Source organism: uncultured Campylobacter sp. (genome assembly GCF_937890585.1).
Classification (GTDB): domain Bacteria; phylum Campylobacterota; class Campylobacteria; order Campylobacterales; family Campylobacteraceae; genus Campylobacter_A.
This window is the reverse complement of record NZ_CALACG010000356.1, coordinates 1-5194: the sequence shown is the minus strand read 5'-3', so window position 1 is coordinate 5194 and position 5194 is coordinate 1. Positions and strand designations below refer to the sequence as shown.

The following is a 5194-nucleotide window of genomic DNA, read 5'->3' as shown; positions in this document are numbered from 1 at the left end:
ATACAAAGAGCAAAGGAGATAAAATGAGACCTACTTTTGAAGATTTTAAAGCAAAGGCACTAGAAAAAGATGAAGTAAAAAAGAGTACGATAGACTTGAAGTTGAATTTGATTTAAAGTTAAAGCTCATAAAGATCAGAAAAGCGGCAAATCTGACTCAAGAAGAGATAGCTAGCAGAATGAATACTAGTAAAAGCAACATCTCAAGACTAGAGAGCCTAAACTCTAAAATTTCCCCAACAATCTCTGCTTTAAATGCCTATGCTAATGCTGCTGGATATAGGCTTGATGTAAATTTTGTGCAATAGTTTTTGAGTGATTTATATTTATATAGACCTGCTATGTTGATCTTCTAATATCCTTTGGGTTTTTTGCTTTCTTGTGTAGATCTTTTTAGATCTCACGACTCTTACATGCAGGCTGATGCTTTCTTTGATAGATGTCACTATAGTCGTGTCTCTTGCTTTTGTTTTCATTTTTATCCTTATTTTATAGAAGTACAGCAATTATAAAGCCCAAAAACGACAGCATGTGTCATAAAAATTAAAAACTAAGCAATTTTTCTATTTTGCTCCTTTTTTGCCACAATGTGTCCAACTTGCTAGATACTATCCCATCTTGTTTATTTAAAAAGGAATAATAATGAAAAAATGTTTGTTCTAATAAACCATAATTTAACACAAGAGCAAAAAGATCAAGCTATAAAATCATTTGATATCGACTATATAATAAACATTACCGACGATACGTGGTCAAATATCAACCCAGTAGATGAAAATATATTATATGCTTTAAACACATATAAAAAGGAGTTGATGCTTGAAGCTAAAGCTGGTGATATTTTGCTGGTACAAGGTGACTTTGGCGCTACTTATAACATGATAAATTTTGCTAAAAATATCGGGATAAAAACCATCTATGCTACTACTAAACGCATCGTTAAAGAGCTTGCTATAGATGGTAAATTGGTAACTAGGCGTGAATTTAAGCATGAAAAATTTAGGGAGTATTTATAAAACCTACCTTTTTTTATTAAGTAAAACACAAGTTGCAAAACGAGATAATCTCCTATACTTCAAAAATATAAGTTGTTAAATTCAAAGGAAGCAAAATGCCGCTAACTATAGTCAAAAAAGCAAATCCGCCCTAGAGTGAAGAGATCAACAACAAAACAGCCGTTATCACCATCCTTGGTATACAAGGACAAAAAGACAACATCAAAACCAAAGGCTGTGCTAAGTACTATTTTGCTGGTGAGAGCCCTGATAACTCGCAAGAATTTTTTAACACCTTACCTCTTCTAGCAGATAAATTTGGTGCTGAAAATATAGTGCCTATATATACTGCCGATGCTAGAGAGTTTAACGAAGAGGTAATGGCACACTATGTAAATTTTAGGATAAATTTTAACGATAGCTACAAGATCACAGATGAGAAAAATTTTGAAGCTATATTTGAGATATTTGAAAGAGCTGTAGATGACCTAGTTAAAGGTGGTGTTGGCAAGATCGTCTTTGACGTGACGCATGGTTTTAGGCATCTGCCTTTGTTAGCGCTAGTTGATCTACTCATACAAAATTTCTCAAATGTCTCTCAAATAGATCAAATCTTATTTGCAAAAGAGATAGAAAAATCCAAGCTATACGAGATAATAGATCTAAGACAATACTTAGATATCGCCAACATTGCTTTTGTGATCGCAGCTTTTTCTCAAAACTATACTTTGGCTCAACACATAAGAGCAAAGAAATTTGAGTCGCTAGTAAATGCTTTAAACGATTTTTCAAATAATATACTAAGCCTAAATATTGCAAAGTTAAAAAGCTCGCATAACGAGTTGATCAAAGAACTTGACAAGATAGATGATATTGCACTGATATCAAGAGCTAGGGATCTAAAAGATAGGCTAAATAAAATATGTGACTGGAGCGATAGCGCATATATTTTTAGGTATAAATTAGCCAAAGATATGTTTAAAAAGGGTTATTTGCTGCAGTCGTTGGTGCTGCTGTTTGAAAGTGTGAATAGTTACATAGTTGGAGTTTTTGAAAGAAATATCCCTATCGTGTATAAGAAAATTTTAGATGAATGCTCTACTATGGGCATTAGAAAAAATTATCTGATAAGCAATTTCTTTATTCAGTCGTTAAAAACTAGAGCTTATGAAACTGATGATGACTTTGTTGGCAGGACTATGAAAAATTTAAAGTATCTTGAACTTTCAAAAGAAGATATAAAAGAGATTAGACGGATTATAAATACAAAATTTGGCTCTAGCAATGAACTGGCAAAATATCACAAGCAGTTAGACGACCTGCGCAACGACTTTGCACATGGCAATATCAGTGAAGAAGAATTTAGCCATATCAAACAAGAGATAAAAAAGCTATTTGATAAATATCAAGACTTTATAAAAATACAAGATAGTTAGCCATTTAATATTTTTTATAGACACTATATGTCTATAATGCCTCTTATAATCTCCGAAAAAATAACGGAGGTTATAATGAGCAACCAAACTTTCTTAGACGGCATGAGCGAAATTTTTCATATGACAGACTCTAACAACTTGAAAAATATTTTACTACGTGGCTTGCAAAATCATTACAACACCTACAGACAAGTAGATATTAGTAACCAAGAGGTTAATGCAAGACGTGAAAAGATTGAGCACATATATGGACATAAAATTCACGACTATGTCCCATTTTATTTTAATCCTCGCAATGCTATGCTTTATAAAAATAGAAACAATGCCCGTGTTATCATTTTAGGATTTGATGTTAGAGTTATTAAAGATCACCAAGATGATTTTTTGATATCAAATCGTAATGCGTCTGCAGATGATGCCAAATTTAGCAGATACTTGCCAGACTTGCAAAATACAAATTTCATAAATTTCAATGAGGTTTTTTCTCAAAGATGGTGCAATAATGGCATTAGATATGATGATATCAAGCAAAAAATGATGGCAGAAATTTTGATCAATGATGTAGTTTATAGCCGCTATATACGCTCTATATATGTTAAAGATCAAATTGGTAAAAAAGCTATCGAAGAGCAACTAGCTGGCGATCTTAAAATGTATAATGTCAACGTCATAGTTGATCCAGCTAAATTTTTCTAAGGATAAAAAATGGTAACTCTAAAAAATGGAAATATATTTAACACCAAGGCAGGCACTATCGTAAATACTATTAACTGCGTAGGCGTCATGGGCGCTGGTATAGCCTATGAGTTTAGGCTGCGCTATCCTGAGATGTTTGCGCGGTATGTCGAGCTTTGCGGTGAGAACAACCCAAATAAAATAGATATAGGAAAGCTATGGCTATATAAAGCAGCTGACGGGCGACAGGTGCTAAATTTCCCTACCAAAAAGTACTGGAAAGATCCATCAAAAATGAGCTACATAAAAGCAGGCCTTGAAAAATTTGTAAATACATATGCTAGCAAAAATATCAACCACATCGCATTTCCGCTTCTTGGCGCCGCAAATGGCGGACTTGATAAAGACGAAGTTATAAATTTGATGATGGAATTTCTGGAGTCTTTAGAAATAGAGTGTGAAATTTGGGAATTTGATGAGAGCGCAAGCGATGATTTATACGATGAATTTGCACTAAATTTTGATATCGATGAGCTAAAAAGGCAGACCAAGATCTTGGGCGTAAAAAATATAAGATTTCAAGCTATCAAAGATGCTATAGATAGTGGGCTATATCACTCGCTAAGCTCTTTGCTAAGGGCTCCTGGCATAGGCGATAAGTCGCTTGAGGCATGTTTTAGGATAGTTAAAAGCATGCCAAAAAGACTATTTTAGTTAGAGTAAATTTTTACCTTCTTCTATCTTTTTTATGATCTTTTGTTTTAGCTCCACTGGGGCTAAAATTTTGACGTATCCCAAAAACTCCATGATAAAAAACTCTATCTCCTTAAGATCGCTAAAATGATAACTGACCACGATCGCACCGTCTGACTTGCGCTCTATGATCTTTTGTGAGCGAAAAAATTTTTTTCTCTCAAACAAAAAGGCTTTTTGCGGACTGATCTCGAGCCGTACTTCTATAGGTGAGCTTCTCCACTCATGAGAAAAAACCGCAAACGGCGTCTGGATGTTTTTTATAAAATCATCTATGTTATAGTCGTGATTAAACGTCTCACCCTTGATAACCTCTAAATTTACTATCCCAGCTATCCTAAAAAGTGAAAAATCATACTCGTTGTTGCTATTTGCCAGATATAAATTTTCGTTGATCAGTAAAATTTTATATGGCTTTACCTCTTTAAATTTTTGCTATCAGACCTATTTGTCGGGGTATACTCGATCGCAAGTTTTTTGCGGTAGCGTATCGCATCTTCTAGTGTTTTTATGACGCTTTTGTCTAGTTCCGTCTCGATCGGGCTTGTGACAAAGTCATAAACGCCCAATGATTCATTTATAGTTTGAGATATAGCCGTTTTCTTGCTGGTTTCGTTAAATTTTTGAGAGTTTTTGGCAAGCATCGTGTAGATTATCTTTAGGACATTTCTCTTTCTCTCATCGAGCAAATCATCAAGTAAATTTGTATTGATAGCCTGGTAGCAGCCAGGATCTGTTCGCTTTATCTCTATCTCACCAAATACACTTTTTATAGCATCAAAGTCTCGTCTTATTGTTTTATAGTTTAGCCTCGGAGTATCATCTTTTTCATTTACCCACAGCTCGTCTTGTGCAGTGTTGATTATCTCGCCACGATTTAGCTTTTTAAGTAGCCATAGTATCCTGGTTTGTGCGTCCATTACTTTATCCTTTATATTCTCTAAAGTTTTTTATGAATTATACACAATATGTCCATACACTCTTTTATAATTCTCCCAACAAAACAAAATAATTCAACACAAGGGGGCCAAAATGGCAAAATGCTATTCACGTTCTTATTCAAAGTCTTCTTCATCGTCTTCAAGCAGGTCTTACTCATCTGCTCGTGCTCACCAAAAGGTGGGTCAAAGCTTTGGTGGCTACACCAAAGTCCAAACCACTAAGGGCACATTTCGCATGAAGCCAACTTCTAAATAGTTGGCCCATGCAGCCATGAAGCAAAATTCATGGCTCATTTGAAGTAGTCTATGTAAAAACAAAATAATTCAACACAAAGGGGTTAAAATGGCAAAATGCTATTCACGTTCTTATTCAAAGTCTTCTTCATCGTCTTCAA

Annotated in this window: 8 protein-coding genes; 5 read left to right on the top strand and 3 right to left on the bottom strand. The window is 34.5% G+C overall.

The features are described 5' to 3' along the window. Positions 1–178: 178 nt before the first annotated feature. Entirely contained in the window at positions 179–307 is a 129-nt protein-coding gene (locus Q0296_RS10780; protein WP_298040456.1) for a hypothetical protein, read from the top strand. 18 nt (positions 308–325) lie between these two features. Here the strand turns inward: Q0296_RS10780 and Q0296_RS10775 are convergent, their stop codons facing one another. Continuing rightward, entirely contained in the window at positions 326–475 is a 150-nt protein-coding gene (locus Q0296_RS10775; protein WP_298040454.1) for a hypothetical protein, read from the bottom strand. Between the two features lie 174 nt (positions 476–649). On the opposite strand from Q0296_RS10775, the gene csx20 reads away from it, so the two are divergent. The 4 genes from csx20 to Q0296_RS10755 all read left to right on the top strand — a co-directional run bounded on the left by csx20 (position 650) and on the right by Q0296_RS10755 (position 3819). Continuing rightward, the gene (gene csx20, locus Q0296_RS10770) at positions 650–1015 is read left to right on the top strand and encodes a CRISPR-associated protein Csx20 (protein ID WP_298040452.1); all 366 of its coding nucleotides are present in this window, start codon (positions 650–652) and stop codon (positions 1013–1015) included. 143 nt (positions 1016–1158) lie between these two features. Further along, positions 1159–2430 carry a TM1812 family CRISPR-associated protein gene (locus tag Q0296_RS10765; protein ID WP_366939755.1) on the top strand — a complete coding sequence of 424 codons (1272 nt, stop codon included), beginning with the start codon at positions 1159–1161 and terminating at the stop codon, positions 2428–2430. Between the two features lie 75 nt (positions 2431–2505). Further along, positions 2506–3126: a DUF4433 domain-containing protein gene (locus tag Q0296_RS10760; RefSeq protein WP_298040448.1), complete on the top strand. Its 621-nt coding sequence runs from the start codon at positions 2506–2508 to the stop codon at positions 3124–3126. Between the two features lie 9 nt (positions 3127–3135). Beyond that, a complete protein-coding gene (locus tag Q0296_RS10755; protein WP_298040446.1) occupies positions 3136–3819 on the top strand; it encodes a macro domain-containing protein in 684 nt (227 codons plus the stop codon). Here Q0296_RS10755 and Q0296_RS10750 read toward each other — a convergent pair whose 3' ends face one another. Both Q0296_RS10750 and Q0296_RS10745 read right to left on the bottom strand, forming a co-directional pair. Next, positions 3820–4236, bottom strand: a complete 417-nt coding sequence (locus Q0296_RS10750; protein WP_298040459.1) for a WYL domain-containing protein — start codon at positions 4234–4236, stop codon at positions 3820–3822. Positions 4237–4274: 38 nt separating this feature from the next. Continuing rightward, a complete protein-coding gene (locus tag Q0296_RS10745) occupies positions 4275–4778 on the bottom strand; it encodes a hypothetical protein (RefSeq protein ID WP_298040444.1) in 504 nt (167 codons plus the stop codon). Positions 4779–5194: the final 416 nt, after the last annotated feature.